Origin of the sequence: Amycolatopsis sp. NPDC059235, assembly GCF_042754125.1 — a bacterium.
Classification (GTDB): Bacteria; Actinomycetota; Actinomycetes; order Mycobacteriales; family Pseudonocardiaceae; genus Amycolatopsis; species Amycolatopsis albidoflava.
The window spans coordinates 3,863-23,544 of record NZ_JBHZAG010000063.1 but is presented as its reverse complement, the minus strand read 5'-3'; the positions used below and the strand labels follow the sequence as shown (position 1 = coordinate 23,544).

Annotated in this window: 26 protein-coding genes, 1 pseudogene and 1 riboswitch; of the genes and pseudogenes, 11 read left to right on the top strand and 16 right to left on the bottom strand. The window is 70.7% G+C overall.

From position 1 onward, the window contains the following. Positions 1 to 128 precede the first annotated feature (128 nt). A complete protein-coding gene (locus ACFXI3_RS32415) occupies positions 129 to 581 on the bottom strand; it encodes an ATP-binding protein (protein ID WP_378404699.1) in 453 nt (150 codons plus the stop codon). A 233-nt stretch (positions 582 to 814) separates the two neighbouring features. Here ACFXI3_RS32415 and ACFXI3_RS32410 point away from each other — a divergent pair, with 233 nt between their 5' ends. The 7 genes from ACFXI3_RS32410 (at position 815) to ACFXI3_RS32380 (ending at position 6,834) form a co-directional block, all read left to right on the top strand. Next, positions 815 to 1,321 (top strand): hypothetical protein, encoded by a 507-nt coding sequence (locus ACFXI3_RS32410; RefSeq protein WP_378404697.1) that lies wholly within the window; start codon positions 815 to 817, stop codon positions 1,319 to 1,321. A gap of 85 nt (positions 1,322 to 1,406) precedes the next feature. Continuing rightward, a complete protein-coding gene (locus ACFXI3_RS32405) occupies positions 1,407 to 1,583 on the top strand; it encodes a CsbD family protein (RefSeq protein WP_378404695.1) in 177 nt (58 codons plus the stop codon). A gap of 170 nt (positions 1,584 to 1,753) precedes the next feature. Then, a complete protein-coding gene (locus ACFXI3_RS32400; RefSeq protein WP_378404693.1) occupies positions 1,754 to 2,575 on the top strand; it encodes a GAF and ANTAR domain-containing protein in 822 nt (273 codons plus the stop codon). 231 nt (positions 2,576 to 2,806) lie between these two features. Then, on the top strand, positions 2,807 to 4,423 hold the full coding sequence (locus ACFXI3_RS32395) for a SpoIIE family protein phosphatase (RefSeq protein ID WP_378404691.1): 1,617 nt from the start codon (positions 2,807 to 2,809) through the stop codon (positions 4,421 to 4,423). Then, positions 4,420 to 5,496 (top strand): B12-binding domain-containing protein, encoded by a 1,077-nt coding sequence (locus tag ACFXI3_RS32390; protein WP_378404689.1) that lies wholly within the window; start codon positions 4,420 to 4,422, stop codon positions 5,494 to 5,496. Before ACFXI3_RS32395 ends, ACFXI3_RS32390 begins: the two co-directional genes overlap by 4 nt. Continuing rightward, the gene (locus ACFXI3_RS32385; RefSeq protein WP_378404687.1) at positions 5,493 to 5,855 is read left to right on the top strand and encodes an STAS domain-containing protein; all 363 of its coding nucleotides are present in this window, start codon (positions 5,493 to 5,495) and stop codon (positions 5,853 to 5,855) included. The genes ACFXI3_RS32390 and ACFXI3_RS32385 overlap by 4 nt, the downstream gene beginning before the upstream one ends. A 106-nt stretch (positions 5,856 to 5,961) precedes the next feature. Continuing rightward, entirely contained in the window at positions 5,962 to 6,834 is an 873-nt protein-coding gene (locus ACFXI3_RS32380; protein WP_378404685.1) for an alpha/beta fold hydrolase, read from the top strand. Between the two features lie 14 nt (positions 6,835 to 6,848). On the opposite strand, the gene ACFXI3_RS32375 is transcribed toward ACFXI3_RS32380, so the two are convergent. Genes ACFXI3_RS32375 through ACFXI3_RS32360 form a run of 4 tightly spaced genes read right to left on the bottom strand, consistent with a single transcriptional unit; the run spans position 6,849 to position 9,913 of the window. Next, complete coding sequence (locus tag ACFXI3_RS32375; RefSeq protein WP_378404683.1) at positions 6,849 to 7,343, bottom strand: GNAT family N-acetyltransferase; 495 nt, start codon at positions 7,341 to 7,343, stop codon at positions 6,849 to 6,851. 40 nt (positions 7,344 to 7,383) lie between these two features. Further along, positions 7,384 to 8,370, bottom strand: coding sequence for a zinc-binding dehydrogenase (locus ACFXI3_RS32370; protein WP_378404681.1), 987 nt, complete (start codon positions 8,368 to 8,370; stop codon positions 7,384 to 7,386). A 19-nt stretch (positions 8,371 to 8,389) separates the two neighbouring features. Continuing rightward, positions 8,390 to 9,187, bottom strand: coding sequence for a helix-turn-helix domain-containing protein (locus ACFXI3_RS32365; protein WP_378404679.1), 798 nt, complete (start codon positions 9,185 to 9,187; stop codon positions 8,390 to 8,392). Between the two features lie 36 nt (positions 9,188 to 9,223). Then, positions 9,224 to 9,913: a nitroreductase family protein gene (locus ACFXI3_RS32360; protein WP_378404677.1), complete on the bottom strand. Its 690-nt coding sequence runs from the start codon at positions 9,911 to 9,913 to the stop codon at positions 9,224 to 9,226. A gap of 70 nt (positions 9,914 to 9,983) precedes the next feature. Between ACFXI3_RS32360 and ACFXI3_RS32355 the strand changes: the two genes are divergently transcribed. After that, entirely contained in the window at positions 9,984 to 10,886 is a 903-nt protein-coding gene (locus ACFXI3_RS32355; protein WP_378404675.1) for a LysR family transcriptional regulator, read from the top strand. Here ACFXI3_RS32355 and ACFXI3_RS32350 read toward each other — a convergent pair. The 3 genes from ACFXI3_RS32350 to ACFXI3_RS32340 all read right to left on the bottom strand — a co-directional run bounded on the left by ACFXI3_RS32350 (position 10,870) and on the right by ACFXI3_RS32340 (position 13,021). Beyond that, the gene (locus tag ACFXI3_RS32350) at positions 10,870 to 11,694 is read right to left on the bottom strand and encodes an NmrA family NAD(P)-binding protein (protein ID WP_378404673.1); all 825 of its coding nucleotides are present in this window, start codon (positions 11,692 to 11,694) and stop codon (positions 10,870 to 10,872) included. The genes ACFXI3_RS32355 and ACFXI3_RS32350 overlap by 17 nt on opposite strands. Next, positions 11,691 to 12,269: a TetR/AcrR family transcriptional regulator gene (locus ACFXI3_RS32345; RefSeq protein WP_378404671.1), complete on the bottom strand. Its 579-nt coding sequence runs from the start codon at positions 12,267 to 12,269 to the stop codon at positions 11,691 to 11,693. The genes ACFXI3_RS32350 and ACFXI3_RS32345 overlap by 4 nt, the downstream gene beginning before the upstream one ends. A 62-nt stretch (positions 12,270 to 12,331) precedes the next feature. Beyond that, a complete protein-coding gene (locus ACFXI3_RS32340) occupies positions 12,332 to 13,021 on the bottom strand; it encodes a nucleotidyltransferase family protein (protein ID WP_378404669.1) in 690 nt (229 codons plus the stop codon). A gap of 20 nt (positions 13,022 to 13,041) precedes the next feature. Between ACFXI3_RS32340 and ACFXI3_RS32335 the strand changes: the two genes are divergently transcribed. After that, on the top strand, positions 13,042 to 13,416 hold the full coding sequence (locus ACFXI3_RS32335) for a nuclear transport factor 2 family protein (protein WP_378404667.1): 375 nt from the start codon (positions 13,042 to 13,044) through the stop codon (positions 13,414 to 13,416). Positions 13,417 to 13,644: 228 nt separating this feature from the next. Further along, positions 13,645 to 13,744, bottom strand: a riboswitch (glycine riboswitch). Positions 13,745 to 13,777: 33 nt separating this feature from the next. Here ACFXI3_RS32335 and ACFXI3_RS32330 read toward each other — a convergent pair. Beyond that, positions 13,778 to 14,359, bottom strand: a complete 582-nt coding sequence (locus tag ACFXI3_RS32330) for a MerR family transcriptional regulator (RefSeq protein WP_009078853.1) — start codon at positions 14,357 to 14,359, stop codon at positions 13,778 to 13,780. 259 nt (positions 14,360 to 14,618) lie between these two features. Between ACFXI3_RS32330 and ACFXI3_RS32325 the strand changes: the two genes are divergently transcribed. Then, on the top strand, positions 14,619 to 15,248 hold the full coding sequence (locus ACFXI3_RS32325; RefSeq protein ID WP_344275842.1) for a TetR/AcrR family transcriptional regulator: 630 nt from the start codon (positions 14,619 to 14,621) through the stop codon (positions 15,246 to 15,248). A 37-nt stretch (positions 15,249 to 15,285) separates the two neighbouring features. Here the strand turns inward: ACFXI3_RS32325 and ACFXI3_RS32320 are convergent, their stop codons facing one another. The 7 genes from ACFXI3_RS32320 to ACFXI3_RS32290 form a co-directional block, all read right to left on the bottom strand. Beyond that, complete coding sequence (locus ACFXI3_RS32320; RefSeq protein ID WP_009078856.1) at positions 15,286 to 15,759, bottom strand: bifunctional nuclease family protein; 474 nt, start codon at positions 15,757 to 15,759, stop codon at positions 15,286 to 15,288. Positions 15,760 to 15,972: 213 nt separating this feature from the next. Then, a complete protein-coding gene (locus ACFXI3_RS32315) occupies positions 15,973 to 16,743 on the bottom strand; it encodes a MerR family transcriptional regulator (protein ID WP_378404665.1) in 771 nt (256 codons plus the stop codon). After that, positions 16,740 to 17,210 (bottom strand): glycogen accumulation regulator GarA, encoded by a 471-nt coding sequence (garA, locus tag ACFXI3_RS32310; protein WP_009078859.1) that lies wholly within the window; start codon positions 17,208 to 17,210, stop codon positions 16,740 to 16,742. Before garA ends, ACFXI3_RS32315 begins: the two co-directional genes overlap by 4 nt. Before the next feature lie 124 nt (positions 17,211 to 17,334). Next, positions 17,335 to 17,718, bottom strand: a complete 384-nt coding sequence (gene gcvH, locus ACFXI3_RS32305) for a glycine cleavage system protein GcvH (protein ID WP_037805718.1) — start codon at positions 17,716 to 17,718, stop codon at positions 17,335 to 17,337. A 55-nt stretch (positions 17,719 to 17,773) separates the two neighbouring features. After that, positions 17,774 to 18,370: a CDP-alcohol phosphatidyltransferase family protein gene (locus tag ACFXI3_RS32300; protein ID WP_344275877.1), complete on the bottom strand. Its 597-nt coding sequence runs from the start codon at positions 18,368 to 18,370 to the stop codon at positions 17,774 to 17,776. Between the two features lie 271 nt (positions 18,371 to 18,641). Beyond that, complete coding sequence (locus ACFXI3_RS32295; protein WP_344275880.1) at positions 18,642 to 18,875, bottom strand: hypothetical protein; 234 nt, start codon at positions 18,873 to 18,875, stop codon at positions 18,642 to 18,644. 350 nt (positions 18,876 to 19,225) lie between these two features. Further along, a complete protein-coding gene (locus tag ACFXI3_RS32290) occupies positions 19,226 to 19,495 on the bottom strand; it encodes a hypothetical protein (protein ID WP_378404662.1) in 270 nt (89 codons plus the stop codon). Between ACFXI3_RS32290 and ACFXI3_RS32285 the strand changes: the two are divergent. Continuing rightward, positions 19,482 to 19,682 (top strand): annotated as a pseudogene (locus tag ACFXI3_RS32285) (hypothetical protein); the annotation flags it as partial. The gene ACFXI3_RS32290 and the pseudogene ACFXI3_RS32285 sit on opposite strands and share 14 nt — an antisense overlap.

Sequence of the window (19,682 nt, the reverse complement as noted above, 5' to 3'; positions counted from 1 at the left end):
AACCGGGCGGACGACGGCCGATGACGAGGTCCGCGGCCCCCGCGTCGATCGGCCGAGCCCGGGTCTCCACTGTGGACAGTCAGAGCGCCGCTATCCGGCCGGAAATCCCGTCCGGCGCGCGCCGTGCTTCACGCCGGCTCCGGCGAATCCCTCCGGCCGGAATCGGAGCAGAGCGCCAGCTCGGCCCACACAGTCTTGCCCCAGGGCAGCGGCGTCTGGCCCCAGCGGTCGGCGATGGCGTCGATCAAGGCCAGCCCGCGTCCCCCGCCTTCGTAGCCTTCGCGGTACCGGGCGAGGTCCGCGAGCGAGTCGGAAACCTCGATGCGGAGCCGGTCTCCCCGCAACGACAGAGTCAGCTCGCACGGCGGGCGGGCGTGCCGCAGCGCGTTGCAGGCCATCTCGTCGAGCACCAGGCGCACGTCGGCCACGGCGTCCGCGCCCGCGTGCGGGAGATGACGGCGCACGAACGCCGCGGCCCGGTCCCGGATCCGGCGCAGCATCGCGAAATCCTGGTCCAACGCCAAGCGAAGAAGCGCCGCTCCCGCGGGCAAACGGCTGTGCTGAGCCTCGTCGACACTCACGCTTGACCTCCTCCTCGCCCTGCGTCGCCCCGCCCGCGAAGGCGCAGCCGCTCCCCCGGCTCGAATGCACGCTGCCGGTTCCCCTTGTCCGAGAATAACGGGTACCCGCCGGACTGCGGCGGCAAACAAGAACCGCAGGAAATGAGGTTAACCGTGCCTTCCGCAGGGTTTTCCGGTCCGCTTTATCGTTCTTTGCCGCGCAGGATTCCGCGAGCTGTGCCACCTTTTTCCCCATGACTGATGTCCCCGCTTATCCGTCCCCTTCCGCTGCTCCAGCCGGAGCTCGGCCGCGCCCGGCCGCGATCACCGGCGCCTTCTGGGCGTATGTGGCCGCGACCCTCGTCGGCCTCGCCGGAGCCGTGTTCCTGTTCTTCTCGCGCGACGCGCTGGCGGACGCGATGCGAAGAACGAACGGGCAGAACGCGGCGCGCCTCACCGACGCCCAGATCGACCAGGCGGTGACGATCGGCGTCGTCGTCGCAGCGGTGCTCGCGATCGCGTTCGCCTTGCTGCACTTGCTGTTCGCGTTCAAACTCCGCGTCGGCCGCAACTGGGCGAGGATCGTGCTCACGGTGCTCACCGCACTCCAGGTCGTCTCCCTGCTGGCGGGCCGGGCCACGGTGATCGGCTCCGTCAGCGCTGTCTTCGCACTGGTCGGCGTCATCCTGTCCTTTCTGCCGCAGGCCAGTCAGTACATCGCCGCGACGAAGGCCGATCGCTCGTCGGGACAACCGGTTTGACCCGCGCCCGAGGCGGGTATCCCGCGCTTATCGCAGCACCGGGAACGCTTTTTCCCGAAACCTTGAGAAGAAAGAGGAAATCGAGATGAGCGACACCGCCGGAAACAAGGCCGAAGAGCTCAAGGGAAAGGCCAAGGAAGCGCTCGGCAAGGCCGCCGGGAACGAACAGTGGCAGGCCGAGGGGAAAGCAGACCAGGCCAAGGGCGCCCTCAAGCAGGCGGGAGAAAAGGTCAAAGACGCCGTCAAGGGCGTGAAAGACTGACCTCGCGGACGCAGCGGCGGCCGGGACTTCGGTTCCGGCCGCCGCCGCGTCGTGCGCCTCGCCGGGCACGGCCTCCCTCCTCGGCGTGACGAAGCGCCGCTCCGCCGGTCCGCTCCCGCGGGCCGGGTAAAGTTCGGCGGTGCTGCTGGGCGGGGAAAGAGGAGGCCGCGGTGACTGAGGTCGGCACAAGAGACGCCGAAGACTGGGAGACCGACCGGATCGCGTTCTGCGCGGAACCGGTCGTCGAGGGCTGGGCCCGGTCCGGGGTCGCCGCCGAAGGGCCGCTGGCGCAACGGTTCAGCGCGCTCGCGGTGCTCCTGCTCGGCGCGGGCTCCCTGCACGAAGCGATGGAGCGCGTGGTGTCCGCCGCGCTGCGGATCGTCCCGGAGGCCGACCTGGCCAGCATCACCCTGCGCTCGGCCGACGGCGGGTTCCACACCCCGGTCTGCACCGACGCGACCGCCGAGGAACTGGACCGCGTCCAGTACCAGACCGGCGAAGGGCCGTGCCTGGAGGCCGCGCTGCAGGGGCGGCCGGGGCACGCGCTGGCCAACAACCTCCCGGAGTCGGAGGCGTTCCCCGAGTTCGGCAGGCGCGCCGGGCAGTTCGGGTTCGGCTCCCTGCTCGCCGTGACCCTGCTGCCGGATCTCAAATCCGACCTGCCGCCCGGCGCGATCAACCTCTACAGCCGCCGGGCCGGGACCTTCGACGACGACGCCGTCGACAACGCGCTCGTCCTGGCTTCCCACGCGTCGCTCGCCCTCGCCGGATCGGCCGCGCACACCGCGGCCGCGCTCAAGGAGATCCATCTCAAGCGCGCCGTCGACAGCAGGGACCTGATCGGCCAGGCCAAGGGCATCCTGATGAACCGCCGCGGTATCTCGGCCGACGCGGCGTTCGACATCCTGCGCCGCACGTCCCAGGACCTCAACGTCAAACTCGTCGACCTCGCCCAGACCGTCGCCGAGCGGCACCAGGAACTCGACGTCTGAACCCGGCCGGGCCGCGTGAAGTCCCGGCGAACGGGTAGCCGGTGACCAGGGTTGGTCTTCGGCGCGCAGAAGACCCGGCTCCAGGCTCCGCCGGTCGAGACCCGAAGCCGGCGGAGCCGCCCGGCCCCCTGCCCGGAAAACGAGGTTTGAGACGCCGACGGGCGGGTATTCGGGGCCTTGGCTCTCCGGACGGCACCGTCCTCTAGACGAAAACGGGGTGAAGGACCGCTCGTGGCGGATCTGAAACGGGCGGACCTTTCCGCGGATGTCGTATCGCGGTGGAGTTCAGCACCCTGCCCTGTACTGGTCACCGATGCCGACGGCGTGGTGGTCGCGCTCAATGCCGCGGCCGAACGGCTGTTTCCTCAAGCTGCGCCGGGCGTGGTGCTCGCTGAAGCGATAACCGGCTGGCCGAACGGCGTCATCGAAGGCGTACGCGGTGCCGACGACAGCTGGGATCGCAGCTACGAGGTGCACCCGGTAACGCACGATGACGGCACCACCACCTGGTGGCTGACGGAGAACACCGACGCGCGCCTCGCCGAGACCGCCTTGCGCACCGAGCGGCGGCGGGCGCAGTTCCTCGCCGAGGCGTCGACCGCGTTGCTGGGATCGCTGAACCTGCAGCGGTGCATGCAGGTCGCCGGAAAGCTGGCTGTGCAGCACCTCGCCGACGCCGCGCTCCTGATCACTCCGGCCCCGCAGCGCCCTGTTCCGGCGGTGCTCTGCGTGCGCGGTCGCGAACCCGAGCAGATCGAGCTGGCCGCCGAACTGTCCGAGGTGCCCGGGCTCGCCGAGGCGCTGCAGGGGTTTCCGCCGGTCCCGTCGCGCTGGATCGACCCGGCGGCCGCGCCGGCGTGGCTGATCCCCCCGGGATTCGGCGACGTCGGTTCGATCGTGGTGACGCCCTTGCCCGGGCACGGCGTCCCGGCCGGGGCGCTGGTTCTCCTGCGGAAGGCCGAACGCGCGGCGTTCACCGAGGACGAGGAGATCTTCGCCCGGCTGTTCGCGGCCCGGTCCGGGGTGGCGATGTCCGCCGCGCGGATGTTCGCCCAGCAGTCGTCGATCACCGAAACGCTGATGCGCGAACTGCTTCCGCCCGCGCTGCCCGAGGTCGCGGGCGCGGAGCTCGCGGGACGGTATCGCGCCGCGCTCGACTCGGAGCGGGTCGGCGGCGACTTCTACGACGTCTATCCGGCGGCCGGCGACAGCCGGGAATCGCTCGTGGTGCTGGGCGATGTGTGCGGCAAAGGCGTCGAGGCCGCGGTGCTCACCGGGAAGGTCCGCAACACGCTGCACGCCCTGCTTCCGCTGGCCGCGGACCACCATCGCGTGCTCAGCATGCTCAACGACGCGCTGCTCAGTTCCCACCACACCCGGTTCGTCACCCTCGCACTCGCGTCGGTGTCGCCGCTCGCCGCCGGCCTGCGGTTGCGGCTGACGTGCGCGGGTCATCTGCCGCCGCTGATCGTCCGTGCGAACGGGGAGGTCGAGGTGGTGGAGACGGTCGGCACCGTGGTCGGCGTCCTGCCCGAGATCGACACGACCACGGTCGAAGTCACGCTGGCTCCCGGCGAGACGTGCCTGCTCTACACCGACGGCATCACCGAGGCGCGCGGGGGTCCGCTGGGCGATCAGATGTTCGGCGAGGAGCGCCTGCACGAGGCGCTGGCCCGATGCGCGGACATGCCCGCGGAGGCGATCGCCGAGCATGTCCACATGCTGGCGGCCGAATGGGCTCGCGGACGCGATCACGACGACATGGCTGTCGTCGTGATCGCCGCGCCTCGCGGCCAGCACCTGTCGGCGGTCGGCGGCTCGGGCCGCGGCAGGTACACCGCCGCATGACCGCCTCGAGCAAGCCTCGCGCCGCCGCGTCGCTGTCCGTCGAGGATGTCGCCGGCCAGCTCTGGACCGCGGCCGCCGACGGCGACGAATACGCGGCGGGCGACATCGCGCTGCAGGCCCTCGAGTCCGGGATGGACACCGAAACCGTCCTGCTCGACGTGATCGGCGCGGTGCAGCGGAGAGTCGGCGAGGAGTGGGCGGCCAACCGGCTGACCGTGACCCAGGAACATGCCGTCACCGCGATCAACGACCGGGTGGTCGCCGCCGTGAGCCTCGCCTCCGGCCCGTCGTCCCGTCCCCCGCTCGCCCGGGTGACCGTCGCCTGCGTGGACGGGGAATGGCACGCGCTGCCCGCCCGGCTGCTGGCCGAAGTGCTGCGGTCGCGCGGATTCCGGGTCGACTACCTCGGGGCGCAGGTCCCGGCGTCGCACCTGATCGCCGACGTGCACCGCACCGGCCCGGACGCGGTCGCCCTGTCCGGCTCGATCCCGACGCGGCTGCCCGCGGCACACGCGACGATCACCGCGTGCCAAGCCGCCGGTGTCCCGGTCATCGCGGGCGGTGCCGCGTTCGGAACGGACGGCCGCTACGCCCGCCTGTTCGGGGCCGACGCCTGGGCGCCCGACGCTCGCGCCGCCGCCGACCTGCTCGCCGGGAAACTGCCGGGCGCGCCCCGCGGCGCGCACCAGGCCGTGGACGATCTGCCGCACCTGCTCGACCAGGAATACACCATGATCTCGCGGACCTCGCCCCAGCTGGTGAAGGCCGCGCTCGCCGGACTGCGCGAACGGATCCCCGCTGTGGCCGGCTATAGCGAACTCCAGCTGCAGCACACCGTCGAGGACCTGGCGAGCATCGTCGACTACCTCAGGACTTCGGTCTACGTCGACGATCCCGAGCTGTTCACCGGGTTCCTGCGGTGGACCGCCGACATCCTCGCCGCCCGCGGCGTCCCGGCCGGATATCTGACGCCCGCGCTGGACGTCCTCGGCGAAGAGCTGCGGGACTTCCCCCGAGCCTGTGCCACCCTCGTCCGCGCGGCCGACGACCTCGATCCCGAAAGCCGAGCATGATGCCGCCGCACCCGCTCGCCTGCACGTGGAGCATGCCGCACCCGCGGGTCGCGTGCTTGACCGTGACCGGTGAACTCGACTACGAAAGCCAGCCCGCGCTCGTCCGCACGGCCCGCGAAATGCTGGCCGCGCAACCGGATTGCCGCACGGTCCGCCTCGACTGCGGCGGACTGTCCTTTTGCGACTCTTCAGGTCTGGCCGCCCTGCTCATGGTCGACCGGCTGGTCCGCTCGGCCGGCGCGGCGCTGCATTTGGACAACCGGTCCCCGGAACTCGACCGGCTGCTCAGGCGCACGAACCTCCTCGCCCATTTCACCGGGACAGTGACCGAAAACGCCCAGCGGCAACGAGATTCCTGACACCCCGCTGCGTTCGCGGTGCCTGGCGGATCCGTTGCCGCGCCCGGCCCCAGACCAGTCGCGGCGGTGTCATGCGTGCCGCGAGGGAACCTGGGAACATGGATTCATGTTCGACGGCTTCACCACCGAGATCGTGGACGGTGCCGGTTGTCCCGTTTTCGTGCGGCACGCGGGAAGCGGCCCGCCGGTGTTGTTGTTGCACGGGCATCCCCGTACCTCGGCGACTTGGCATTGGGTCGCGCCCCGGTTGGTCGAGCGCGGATTCACCGTCGTGTGCGCCGATCTTCCCGGATACGGCCGGTCCGGGAAGCCGGAACCCGCCGAGGACCACGAACCGCACTCCAAACGAGCGAACGCGCGTCGGCTGCTGGCCATGATGCGCACGCTCGGCCACGAACAGTTCGCCGTGGTCGGGCACGACCGGGGCAGCTACCTCGCCCTCCGCCTGGCCCTCGATCATCCCGACCGGGTGCTCAGGGCGGTGCTGGCCGACTGCCTGCCGATCAGCGAGCACCTCGGCCGGATCACCCCGCGGTTCGCGACCGAGTGGTGGCACTGGTTCTTCTTCGCCCAGCCCGAAACCCCGGAACGCGTGATCAACGCCGACCCCGACTCGTGGTATCGGGGCGATCCCGAAAAAATGGGCCGCGAAAACCACGCCGAATGGCGCGCGGCGACGCGGGACCCGGAAGTCGTGCGAGGCATGCTCGAGGACTACCGCGCCGGTCTCACCGTGGACTGCCGCGACGAACTCGCCGACCGCGCCGCCGGCCGGATGCTCACGCAGCCGGTGCTCGTCCTGTGGTCCCTGCGCGACGACCTGGAAGATCTCTACGGCGATCCCCTGCGCATCTGGCGGGAATGGGCCGAGGACGTCCGCGGGCACGGCATCGACTCCGGTCACCACATGGCCGAGCTCGCGCCCGCGGAAGTCGCCGCCTCGGTCGCGGATTTCCTCGAGCCCCTCAAAGCGGAGTGAGCCCGGCAGCAGCGTCAGGCTCGTTCGACGGCCAGACTGCGGGTGAACGCGACCCGGTCCAGCCCGGGCCCGTCGTAGTCCGGCAGCACCTCGGAAACCTCGAACCCGAGCCTCGCGTGATAAGCGCGCGAAGCCGTGTTCTGCGGGCTGGTGACGCACTTGACCTTCCGCACCCCCGATTCCCGCACCTCGCCGAAAAACCATTCGTACAGCGATCGGCCGATCCCCTGCCCGTGCAGCTGCGGGTCGACGCCGACGAAGTGGATGTACGCGGTGTCCGGGTCGGTCTGCGAGACGAAGCCGATCAGGAACGCCGCCAGCGTCCCGTCCGGGCGCTCGGCCAGGCGGCTGGTCGGGGTGAAGTGCTGGAAGTAGAGGCGCGGCACCAGCAGCGCCCGTTCCTTCGCACCGGCTTCGCCCTTCAGCCCGCCCCACCACGGCCCCAGCGCGGCAAGCACGCGGGCATGGTCGTCTTCGGTCGGATGGCGGAAAGTCAGGTCGGCACTCATGCCCCGACCCTCTCGTTTCCGCGCCCGCCAAGCAACCTGGTTACCGGCGCGGGTCGACGTGGATCTTCGGCGCTCCCGGCGGCCGTTCCCCGCCGAGGACCGCGGCGACCTCTCCCAGCCCGACCGTCGCCGCCACCAGCGGCCGCGGATCTACTTCGCCGGAAGCGTAAGCGTCGATCGCCTGTGCCAATCCCGGCGACCCGCTCAGCACGCCGACCGCTGTGACGTCCTTCAGCGCCAACGCCCGCGTGTCGAGCAAGCTCGGCCGCCCCGACAGTCCGATGTAGACGATCCGCCCCGCCGGTTCGACCACCTCGGCCGCGAGCGCGGGCGAGGCGGGATCTCCGGTCGCGTCCACCACCGCGTCGAAGGGCGGCTCCGGAATGCTGGTGCCAGCGGAAAAACCCAAGCCACGCGCGAATTCCACCGACCACGGCGTCGCGCCCACCAGATGCACCTCGCTGCCCGCCGCGCGCAGGAACAACGCAGTGAGCAAGCCGATCGTCCCCGGTCCGAGAACCAGCACCCGCTCCCCCGCCGCCGCCCGCGCCGCGCGGCAGGCGTTGCCGCCCGGTTCGACTAATGCGCCCGCGACGGGATCGAGCGCGTCCGGCAGCTCGTGCAGCGACCGCACCGGCACCGCGAGGCGTTCGGCCAGCGCCCCGGCCCGCCCGCCGCGGATGCCGACCTCCTGCCGGTTCGCGCAGACGTGCTGGTGGCCGCCTCGGCAGCGTCGGCAGTCCCCGCAGCCGAGCATCGTGTCGCCGGTGACCCGGCGGCCGACCCAGGCCGGGTGCACGCCGGGCCCGGCTTCGGACACCGTGCCGCACCATTCGTGGCCGAGCCGCATCGGGTACCGCGCGTGGCCGTCGGCGAGGTACTGCATCTCGCCGGTGAAGAACTCGACGTCCGTGCCGCAGACTCCGGCCCGCTCCACGTCGACGACCACCTCGCCGACCCCGGCGACCGGCTCCGCCACCTCGGCCGGCCCGGCCTCCCCCGGTCCGGTCACCACGAACGCCCGCATGGCCCGATCGTAGCCGCGCTCAGCCGGTCACGCGCTCGCGCAAGAACGCCGCTGTCGCCGGATCGGCCGGATAGAACGACTCGATCACCAGCTCCGCGACCGTCACGTCCAGCGGAGTCCCGAAAGTCGCGACCGTGCTGAAGAACGTCAGCTCCAGGTCCCCCTGCCGATACCGCAGCGGCACGAAAATATCGCCCGGCCCAGGGACTTCCACCTCGGGCACCTCGTCGTCGCACGGATAGCCGCGCAGCTCCTCCAGCAACTCCGCCAGCCCGGCATCCGCCGTCTGCTCCACCTGCCGCCGCAATCGCCCCAGCAGATGCGCCCGCCACTCCCCCAGGTTCAGCACCCGCGGGGCCATCCCGTCCGGGTGCAGCGTGGCGCGCAGGACGTTCACCGGCCCGGTCAGCAGTTCCGGCGCGATGCCTTCGGTGAGCACGCCGAGACTGAGGTTGGCGTCGACGAGGTTCCAGCCGCGGTCCACCACCGCCGCCGGGTACGGATCGTGTCCGGCCAGCAGCCGCCGGACGGCTTCGCGGATCACGGTCATTTCCGGCGCTCCGATGTCGGACTCGCCGTACGCCGGCGCGTAGCCCGCGGCGAGCAGCAGGCGGTTCCGTTCGCGCAGCGGGATGTCGAGGTGCTCGCCCAGCCGCAGCACCATGTCCCGGCTCGGCTTCGACCTTCCGGTCTCCACGAAGCTCAGGTGGCGCGTCGAGATGTCCGCCGAGATCGCGAGGTCGAGCTGGCTGATGCGGCGGCGGTCGCGCCATTCCCGGAGCAGTTCGCCGACCGGGGCCTTCACCGTAGTCGTCACCCCTGCGACGCTACGGCGTCGCCTGCCGGGAGACCATTACCCCCGAGGTAACGGCACGTGCACCACCAGCGCCTCGGCGAGCGGTTTGCGGTCGAGGTCGGGCACCTCGCAGTCCGGCGCGGGATAGCCGACCGGGAAGAGGATGTACGGCCGTTCGGTGACCGGGCGCTCGAAGACCTCGTTGAGGAAGCCCATCGGGTTCGGGGTGTGGGTGAGCGTCGCGAGGCCCATCGTGTGCAGCGCGGTGATGAACATCCCGCACGCGATGCCGACGCTCTCGTTGACGTAGTAGTTCTTCCGCAGCGAACCGTCCGGAAGCGGCGTGCTCTTCTGCGCGAACGCGACCACCAGCCACGGCGCGACCTCGAGGAATTCCTTGTGCTCGTCGGTTTCGAGCCGGGCGAGCGCCGCGTGCCAGTCCGGCGCGTTGCGCTCCCGGTAGAACTTCCGCTCCTCGACCTCGGCCGCCTCGCGCACCGCGCGTTTCACATCCGGGTCCGCGGTCGCGACGAAGGTCCACGGCTGGTGGTGCGCCCCGCTCGGCGCCGTGTTCGCGATCCGCACCGCGGTCTCGATCGCTTCGAGCGGCACCGGGTCCGGGGAGAACCACCGGACCGACCGGCGCTGGTCGAGCAGCCGGTACAGCTCCTGCCCGCGCGCGAGGCTTTCCTCCGGGGACAGCCGGGGCGGCGCGTACGGGACGAACGGGTGCTGGTGCCGGGTCATGCTCCGACCCTGCCGCGTCGGCGGTCATCGGTCCAGTTCACATTTCTGGTGAAGGACATAAGGTGACCTCATGTCTCCCTCGTTGCGCCAGCTCGAGTATCTGGTCGCGGTCGCCGACACCGGCGGTCTCACCGCGGCGGCGGACAGCTGTCACGTGTCGCAGTCGGCGGTGTCGCTGGCGATCGCTTCGCTGGAACGGACTTTGGGCGTGCAGCTCATCCTCCGCGGCCCCGGCCGGACGACCGCGCTGACCGACGCCGGCCGCCAGGTCGTCGGCGAGGCCCGCGCAGTGCTCACCTCGGTCGCCGAACTCGGCACCGCTGCCCGCGACTACGGCCAGGACCTCGCCGGACGCCTGAGTTTCGGCTGCTACACGCCGCTCGCACCGCTGCACGTGCCCGCCGCGCTGGCGACCTTCCGCACCCAGCACCCGGAAGTCGACGTCACGTTCGTGGAAGGCACGCTGCCGGATCTGCAGCACCTCCTGCTGGAGGGCCGTTGCGACCTGGCCGTGCTGTACCGGCAGGATCTGGTGCCGGGGATCGCGGTGGACAAGCTGTACGACCAGCCGCCGAGCGTGCTCCTCCGGCCGGACCATCCCCTGGCGCGCCGCAAGACGGTTTCGTTGCGCGCCTTGGCCGACGAGCCGTTCGTCCTGCTGGACGTGCCGCCGTCGGAACGCTATTTCCGGGACGTGTTCGCCTCCGTCGGCCTCCCGATGCCGGTCGCACACCGGACGACGAGCTTCGAACTCGCGCGAGCGTTGGTCGCCCGAGGGCTTGGCTACACGCTCTCCGTGCAGCGACCGCCGTTGGAGCTTTCCGTCGAAGGCACGCCATTCGCCGTACGCCCGCTGCGCGAGCGGGTTCCGACGACGCCGGTCGTGCTGGCCCGCGCGGAGGGCGCCCGGTTGACTCGGCGAGCGGAAACGTTCCGCGCTTTCTGCCGGGATTTCTTCAGCTCTGGAGCGTAAGGCGGCGCGGCTCGCGGCCGAGCAGCTCGGCCAGCAGCGGGCTTGTCTCGGCGAAGTGGCCTTGCCGGGCTGCCTGGAACATCGTGAGCTTCATCCGCCCGATCTCCTCCGGTTCGCCCGCGATCCACTCGTCGTCGTCCACGACCACGCGTTTCACCTCGCGCCCGATGACCCGCGAGGCCATCTCAGCCACGTCGCCGAACGTCACCGCCTGCCGCGCGGTCAGCGTCACCGGACCGTCGAACGCCCTCTCCCCGGCCAGAATCACCGCCGCCGCTTCGGCTGCGTCGGCACGATCGGTCCAGGAGACCGGACCGTCCGCCGGTGCCTCGATCACCCCGGTCTCCCGCCAGTTCCCGAGCAGCCAACCGAGGCTGTGCGCGTAAAACCCGTTCCGCAGCGCCGTCCACGCGACCCCGGACTCGGCGAGAATCCGCTCGGTCGCGGCGTGCTCCGGGCCTGGCGGAAAAGGGGTGTCCATCCGGGAATTCTGGTGACTGGTGTACAGAATCCGTTGCGCCCCAGCCGCTACCGCCGCCTCGATACCCGCGCGATGCAAGCTGACCCCGTCCGCGTGCGGGTCGTTCGAGGAAACGAGCAGCACCTTTTCGGCCCCCTCAAAGGAATGCCGCAACGCCGCCGGGTCCTCATAGGAACCCTGCCGCACCCGTACGCCCCGGTCCGCGAAGTGCTGCGCCTTCGCGACATCTCGCACACTGACGCCGATCCGCTCCGCCGGGACGCGCTTGAGGAGGTGTTCCACCGTCGCACCGTTGAGCGCACCGGTCGCCCCCGTGATCACGATCATGACTGGATTCCTTTCCGCAGCAAGGGAAGCAGGAGGTCGTCGACGAGGTGTCGCACGAACCGCTCGTCGCACCGCTCGCCCGCGAAGACGATCCGGTGCACGATCACTGCGGGCGCGACCTCGGCGAACAACTCGGCCGCGCCCGGCGCCAGCTCCTCGCCCGGCAGCCGATCCGTCATCGCCGCCTGGTCCCGGAGCAGGATCCGGCGCATCTCGTCGGCGAGCCGGGCATCGCCGCGCATGCCCGCGAACAGCGCGCCCAGCAAGCCGATCTCCTGCTCCTCGATCTCGCGCGCCAGCCACCCCACGACGGCCAGCAGGTTCTCCCGCAATCCCCCGGCGACGGGCTCGGGCGGAGCAGAACCTTGCCGCTGCTCCACCGCCGCCGCGACCAGCGCCGCTTTGTCGCGGTACCGCCGGTAAATCGTCGTCTTGGCCACGCCCGCCCGCGCCGCGATCGCCTCGATGGCCAGCTGGTCATAGCCGACCTCAGTCAGCAGCGCCAAGGCCGCCTCGTGAATCGCGGCGTCCCTGCGGACATCGCGCGGCCTGCCCACACCCGACGGCTCCGGCATCCTGGCTCCATTTCGATACGCTACCGTTTCGTATCGAAACTACGCCTCCGCCGAGCCGTGCGTCAACTGGGCCACGGCAGGACGGTCAACTCCGGCCATTGTTCTTGCCACCGCCGGGCTTTCGCCTCGTAACTGCTCCGCGGCGCATGGCCGGGATTGGGCCGCACGACGAGGTTGAACATGCCGGAGAACCCGTGCGGCGCGTAGACCTGCCACTCCCCTTCGCTGTCCTGCCGAATCCCGAGACACGACGTGGCGGAGGGAAAGGAATCGATGGCCGCCTCGGTGGACGGGTAGGGCGCGCAAGGAACCCCGAAGCGGTCCTCGTACCAGAGATGCACTCGCGCCTCGTTGCGGATTTCCACCGTGACCGGCAGATCCCCGAATCTCCGGACGCCCTCCTCGATAACCGTGTTCTCCGCTTCCCAGCTGAGATCCGAATCGTCGAAGTAGAACAGGTCGTAGTCCTTGATGCCCTCGGCCGGCGGCCGTCCGGTCACCACGTTCCACACGGTCTGGCATAGGCAACCCGCCGTGAGATACCAGTCGGGAAGAGCCAGCTCCGCCGCCCGGGCGAGCACTTCCGGCACCATCTCGTTGCGCGTCACGATCTCGCGGAATTTCCCCAGTTGCCGGTCGATCGGCAGGCGGCCGTAGTCCATGCCCCGGTTTAGCACGGCGAACCGATTACCTCCCGCGTAATCGACCAGCCGCCGTTCCTCCGACAGGCTTGGCCCTACCGAAAACGGCACGACACAAGGAGAACCTCGAAATGACCACCACCGCCCCGACCGCCGCCGCCATCGCCCGCCGTTACCTCGACGTCTGGAACGAGACCGACCCGCAGCAGCGCCGCCGGCTGGTCTCGGAGGTTTTCGCTCCGGGCGCGACCTACACCGATCCGCTCGGCGCGGTCACCGGGCAGGACGAGATCGACGGGTTCATCGGCGGCGCGCAGGCGCAGTTCGCCGGACTGGTCTTCAGCCTGCCCGCGGAGCCGGACGCGCACCACGACTTGGCGCGGTTCCAGTGGTATCTGTCCGCCCCGGGCAACCCCGAGCCGATCGCGATCGGGTTCGACGTCGTGGAGATCGCCGACGGCCGGATCGCCAAGGTGCACGGCTTCCTGGACAAGATTCCGGGCTGACGCGCGGAAAACGCCGGGATGTGGTCTTGACCACATGTACGAGGTTCAGACCACCCGGGAGGTCTGAACCTCACCGGCGCGCACGCCACGCCGCAAGAAAGGCGTGGCCCTCCCCACTCTGTCCGTACCCCGAGGGGCGCCTGAGAGTTTCACCCGCGTGGATACCCGGGTTTGCACCGTCGGCGGCACCGGCTGGTGGTCTCCTGCCGATGCGCTTTCCAGAGGCGTCTCGTCCGCGCGGTCCAGGGTGCCTGAGAGGTTCCGGGGAGGACTTGCTCCTTCGGCGCCGGTCCGGGGATGCCGGTCCGGTCTCTCCCGCGCGGGATCGTCGATCGCGCGCCCAGTCTAGCGCGGACGAAGATCAGCCGGTGCGGCGGGCGTTGCGGCGCTGGGTCAGCTCGTCCGGCACGACGGCCTCGACGAGTCCGCCGTCGGCGCGCTCGGCCGGGAACTCGTGGATCGTGCCGCTGATCTCCTGCATCGCCCCGCTGACCGCGATGCCGAACACGCCCTGGCCGCCCTGGAGCAGATCCACGATCTCCTCCGGCGAGGTGCATTCGTACACCGTGGTGCCGTCGGAGAACAGCGTGACCTTCGCCAGGTCCCGCACCCCGCGCACGCGCAGGTGGTCCACCGCGACGCGGATGTTCTGCAGCGAGACCCCGGTGTCCAGCAGGCGTTTCACGACCTTGAGGACCAGGATGTCCTTGAACGAGTACAGCCGCTGCGACCCCGAACCGTGCGCCGTCCGGATGCTGGGCGCGACCAGCTTCGTGCGCGCCCAGTAGTCCAGCTGGCGGTAGGTGATCCCGGCGATCTGGCAGGCCGCGGGACCGCGGTAGCCGACCAGCTCGTCGGGCAGCGAGGCGTCGGGGAACAGCTCGCCCTGCTCGCCGTCGGCGACAGGTCCGGCAGGTATCTCCGGACGACCAGCCTCGACCACCGCAAGCCTCCCCTCGCCCGGCCTCGCGGCAGGGCGTTCGACAGGCCGGTCGAGCCCAGGATCGGGATCGGCCGGGGAAAACTGCCACGAGCGCGCCGGGTCGGCGAATCACATCGTGGCGATTTACCGCCTTTGACGGTAAGGCTGCGCCGCGAGCCGGTCAACGCGACGCGCGGCGGACCTCAAGGCCGTGTCGAGGCTTTGGCCCGTTCGCCGTACGGGATTGACATTTTTTACTCAGCCGGATAACTTGTTACTCATGCAAGTAAACATCGACACCCAAGCCGAACTCGGCCTCAGCGTCACCGAGGCCACCACCCGGGCGCAGATCATCGGCGCGACCATCGCCACGATCGCCGACCACGGGTACGCGCGCACCACTTTCGCGCGCATCAAGGAGCGGGCCGGGCTCAGCAGCACCCGGCTGATCTCGTACCACTTCACCAACAAGGCCGGCCTCATGCAGGCGGTGCTGAGCACGGTGTCCGAGACCAAATCGGAATATCTGCGCCGGCGCAGCGAAGGCGTCGACCCGGCGGACCGGCAGGCGAACCTGCGCGCGTACATCGAAACCTCGGTCGCGTTCCTGCGCGACTACCCGCAATGCGAGCGGGTGCTGGTCGAGATGGCCGCGCACGCCGACGACCGCGACGGCTGGGCGATGACCGGCGTCATGGTGGGGCAGCTGCGCACCGGCGCGCTGCAGCGCCAGCTGGACCAGGGGCGCAAGGAGGGGGCGTTCGGCGACATTTCGCCGGAGATCGTGGCGCTGTCGATCGCGCAGGCCATCGACGGGGTCGCGGCCGCCTACGCCGCGAATCCGGAGGTGGACCTGGACCGCTACGGCCGGGAGCTGGCCGACCTGTTCGCCCGCGCCACCGCGCGATGAACTCTTGCCCGGCGGGAAACCGCCGGGCGGGGGCGCCTCAGGTGTCGGCGCCGCGGAAGTCTTCCGGGGAGACGGAGTCGAGGAACTCGCGGAACTTCTCGACCTCGTCCTCCTGCTCGTCCGGGATGATCAGGCCGGCTTCTTCGAGCACCGCGTCGACCGCGTGGATCGGGACGCCGATCCGCAGCGCCAGCGCGACCGAATCGCTCGGGCGGGCCGACACCCGGATGTCGCCGTCGAAGACCAGTTCGGCGAAGAACGTGCCTTCTTTGAGGTCGGTGATGACGACCTGCTCGAGCTCGCGCCCGAGCGCGCCGATGACCTCTTTGAGCAGATCGTGGGTGAGCGGCCGGGCGGGCCGGACGCCTTGCTGTTCCAGGGCGATCGCGGTGGCTTCGACCGAGCCGATCCAGATCGGCAGGTACCGCTCGCCCTCGGTCTCCCGCAGCAACAAGATCGGCTGATTGGCGGGCAGTTCGACCCGCACTCCGACGACGCGCATCTCGCTCATCGGGCTTCGCCTCCCTCTCGTGCACACGGGCCGCAGCGCTGGCGACGGCTGACGACCGTTGTCTCCGACGCTACCCGTCATCCGGGCGCTGTGCTCGCTCGCAGCGGACATTCTCGCTTCGTGGTCTCGCGAACCGTCTCTCACGGTACGGCATCCCGGCGCTGAGGTTCAGTCATTGACAAGTGACGGGAACCGCGTCTCGGGCATGGAGCGTCAGTCGCCGGCGACGCCGCGGATGCCGGCTTTGACGAGCAGCGTGTGCAGCGTGACCGACAGCGCGGCCAGTTCGCGCACCACCTCGTCCGCGCGGGCTTTCGCGTCCGCGTCACGATGCCGGTACGCGGGGGTCACGATCTGCTCCAGCAGGCCGACCTCGCGGTCGGCCGCGGCGCGGAACGCGCGCAGGTGCCGCGGTTCGAGCCCGAATTCGGTCATCGCCTTGACGGTGCGGGCGATCAGCACCGATTCCGGGCCGAAAAAACCCGCCGCGCCGGGGCGCAGCAGGCCGTACTGGCACAGCTCGGCCAGCGTCGCGTCGTCGATTCCCGCTTGCTCCAGCAGGTCTTCCTGGGTGAGCCGGAGCTCCGGCCCGGCCTCGAAGTCCGCCGCCGCGGGCAGTCCGGCCGGATCGCTCCCGTCGCCGAGCGGCACCAGCCGGCGCGGCAGCTGCGGGGCCGCCGGGACCGGCGCGGGCGGTTGCGCGCCCGCGTCGGCCGCGTCGAGCTGCTCCTTGATGACCTTCAGCGGGAGGTAGTGGTCGCGCTGCGCGGACAGCACGTACCGCAGGCGCTCCACGTCCGCCGGCGCGAACTGCCGGTACCCCGAGGGCGTGCGGCCCGGGCGGACCAGGCCTTCCGCCTCGAGGAAACGGATCTTGGAAATCGTGACATCGGGGAAGTCCCCGCGCAGCTGCGCGAGCACCGCCCCGATGCTCAACCCGTCCCGCCGGGCCTCCTGACGACCGGGCTGCCCGGCCGCCGTCACTGCGCCCCCTGGCCCCCGTGCCCCGGGCCGGTCAGGAAGACCAGGCGGAACTTGCCGATCTGCACCTCGTCGCCGCCGGCGAGGACGGCCTGGTCGACCGGCTCGCGGTTGACGTAAGTGCCGTTGAGGCTGCCGACGTCGATCACGACGAACTCCCCGCCCTCGCGCCGGAATTCCGCGTGGCGGCGGGAAACCGTGACGTCGTCGAGGAAGATGTCGCTGTCGGGGTGCCGTCCCGCGCTGGTGGTGTCGCGGTCGAGCAGGAAGCGGGAGCCCGCGTTGGGCCCGCGCTTCACGACCAGGAGGGCGGAACCCGGCGGCAGGGCGTCGACGCCCTGCACCGGTGCCTCGGCGGCCGGCGCGGACTCCTGCTGGCCTTCCATGTCGGCCAGGAAATCGGCCCGGAAGACAGAGGTCCGCTCCGGAGACTGCTCCGGGGGAACGCCGGGCCCGTCGTTCGTGCTCACCTGAGCTCTCCTCTACGCATGAAATGTTGCCATCGACCAAGAACGTGTAGCTGTCAACGTACCGTGCCCGACCGGCCCGGAACCCTCGGGCTCCCCTTGAGGCTCCGGCGCCGGGCCGAGCGGCTCAGCCCTTGATCAGAGCCTGGTACGCCTCGGCCTCGAGCAGCGCCTCGAGACCGGCCGGGTCGTCGAGCCGGATCTCCACGAGCCAGCCCTCGCCGTAGGGGTCGGAGTTGACGAGCTCGGGCGAATCGGCGACCGCGGAGTTCACCGCCACGATCTCGCCGTCGACCGGCGCGAACAGCTCCGAGACGCTCTTCGTGGACTCGACCTCGCCGAAGGCGTCCCCCGCCCCGACCTGCTTGCCGACCTCGGGCAGGTCGACGAACACGACGTCGCCGAGCTGGTCCTGCGCGTATTCGGTGATCCCCACCCGCACGAGCGAACCCTCGCGGGTCGCGACCCACTCGTGTTCCTCGGTGTAGCGCAGTTCTTCCGGAGTGGTCAACGCCGCTCCCCTTCCTGGTGCTGGCTGTGCTCGCGATGCTGACGGCAATCTTCCATCACCGGGTGCGCAGCGCGCGAGCCGCCTGCACGACGTAGAGCGCCCCGGACCAGACATACAGGACGCCGCCCCACACCATGAACGCGTACGCGATCGGCCGCGCGACCGCGGCGACGTCCGAGCCGCCCTGGGTGAGCAGCAGGAACGGGAAGGCGTACATGAGGACGAAGGTCGCGCCCTTGCCGATGTAGGTGACCTCGGGCGGCGCGAACCCGCCGCGGCGCAGCAGCATCACGCAGACGCCGAGCACCAGCTCGCGCAGCACCAGCGGGACGACGACCCACCACGGGATGATGTCGCGGATCAGGAAGGCGACGAGCGTGGCGAGGATGTAGAGCCGGTCCGCGGCTGGGTCGAGCAGCTGGCCGAGCCGCGACATCTGGTCCAGCCAGCGGGCGAGCTTGCCGTCGAGCCAGTCGGTGAGCGCGGAGAAGATCAGCAGGGCGAGCGCCCAGCCGTCCTCTTTCGGGCCGAGCAGCAGCCAGAGGAACACCGGGACGCCCGCCAGCCGCAGCAGCGACAGCAGGTTGGGGATGGTGAGCGCCTGCCGCCACAGGGAGGGCTCGGTCTGGGGCTCGTCGGGGACCGTGGTCACGCGGCCAGCCTAGAGCGGGCGGGGCCGCGGCGTTTGTCCTGGCGGGGTGAACGGCGGGACCGCGGTTGTGCTGCGGCGGCCGTCCCGGCCGCGAGGGCGGCCGCTGCGGGAAGCTCGGCACGAACTGTTCCGCTATCCGGAACGCGCGGTTCCGCCGGAAATCCTCGTGCGGGACGCTGTGCGGGGATCCGGCGGTGCCGGTGCGCGGCTGGAACGATTCCGTTCACGGCGCGGGCGAATCGGTGCGGCGGCCGGGAATCCGGCGGAAGTCTCAGCGCGAGCGGCGGCGGCTGGCCGCGCGACGGTGGCTCCATCCGCGGCGCTGCAGTTGCGCGGTGCTCAGCGTTTCCGGACGGCCGCGGCCGTCGGTGCCCACCCAGCGCGGGCGCACGGCGCCGGCCTCGAGGACGTAGGGGCGGCCGCCGCACCACACCACGCTGCAGGGTTCGGTCGGCGGATCGGTCGGGACGTCGGTCTCGGCTGCGGGGACGGCTTCGGTGCTCATGCTCTCGGTGACTCGTGCTCTCTGGCGTCGGGCTTCGGGGACCTGGAACGCGCGGGGCGCCTGCCCTGTACGTCGGCGCGGGACCGCCGAGCGTTAACCGCCGCGGGCCGGATTCCTCCGAACGATGCGCGCCGGCGATGCGGATTTCCCAGTCCGGAACCCGAAACTCACCGTCCACAGTAGACTGAACGGAGCCCGCTCCGGTGTGTCGGTGCCGCTCAGCGAGGCGCGAGGGGCCAGAATGGGCGCGACCCCGGCGAAAGGATCGCGGTGCTCCCGTCGAAAACCGTGTACGGGCCGCTGTGCGCGGCTGTGGTGGTTTTGCCCGCGCTCACCGCCTGTTCGGGGGATCAAGCGCCACCGGCGGCCGCGCCGTCGGCGCCCTCCGCGATCGCCTCGGCCGCGCCGAGCACGCACGCTCCCCCGCCGCTGCCGGAGACCGGGGGCGCGAGCAGCGCGCCGGCCGCGCCCAGCAGCACCGCGGCCGCGCCGAAGCCGTCGAAACCGGCTCCGCCGGTCAATCCGGGCACCTGCGGCACCGTCACCGCGGCGAGCGGGATGACGTTGTACGTGTACGAAAACAAAGCCGTCCCGTGTGCGGACGCGATGGCGCTGGTCAAGAAGTTCCACCAGGCGATCAACGGCCGTCAGTCCGCGGGCTCGAACAACCCGGTCAACGCGACCGTCGACGGCTGGCTGTGCGTTTCCGGCCCGCCCGCCGCGCAGGGCGGCACGACGTGCAGCAAGGGCGAGCAGACCGTGCTGGCGGCGGTGGGGGGCGCGCCCCATGAGAAAGCCCCCACACCG